Below are 504 nucleotides of genomic sequence, written 5' to 3' on the forward strand. Positions count from 1 at the left end.
AACGTTTAGTATAAAAGAAGTAGGGCTGTAAATAAGCAATAATTATTCGGATTATCCACAAGCCAAATCTTTTGCATTTTGTTTTATATTATTCATCTAAAAGCCAAATCAAAAGATTTGGCGACTTCGCAAACAAGCCTGAACCATTGGGTTTAGCACTTACTTGCCCTATTTTTTTTATACATTGTTACCACCAGTTTTTTATTCCCAGTAGTTCTCTCATTCGTTCGTTATACTTATAAAGAATTCTGTGTTCTGATAAAATTCCGCTCATTTTTTCAGGATATTCAATTTCGAACCCGAATTCATTTGCCTTTAATTCTAATTGTTCAATAAATTTTTTCGAGTATTCAATTCCGTTTCCGAGTAAGTATCTTTTTTTTCCAGCTAAAAAATCTTGTTCAGCTCTTTGAGTATTGAATTTATTGTAAAATTCAGGTGCTTTTGTCGAATCAATTTTATTTGAGAAATGGTAATCATAAACTTCAAATTCGAGACTGTCTT

General features: G+C 30.8%; 1 protein-coding gene. It reads right to left on the reverse strand.

The window, feature by feature from the left end; translation table 11 throughout:
• Window positions 1–187: 187 nt before the first annotated feature.
• Window positions 188–504 (reverse strand): hypothetical protein (locus tag ESY88_RS21295; RefSeq protein ID WP_189702690.1); only part of this gene is annotated, 317 nt, incomplete at its 5' end.

Origin of the sequence: Subsaximicrobium wynnwilliamsii, assembly GCF_007997225.1 — a bacterium.
Lineage (GTDB): Bacteria > Bacteroidota > Bacteroidia > Flavobacteriales > Flavobacteriaceae > Psychroserpens > Psychroserpens wynnwilliamsii.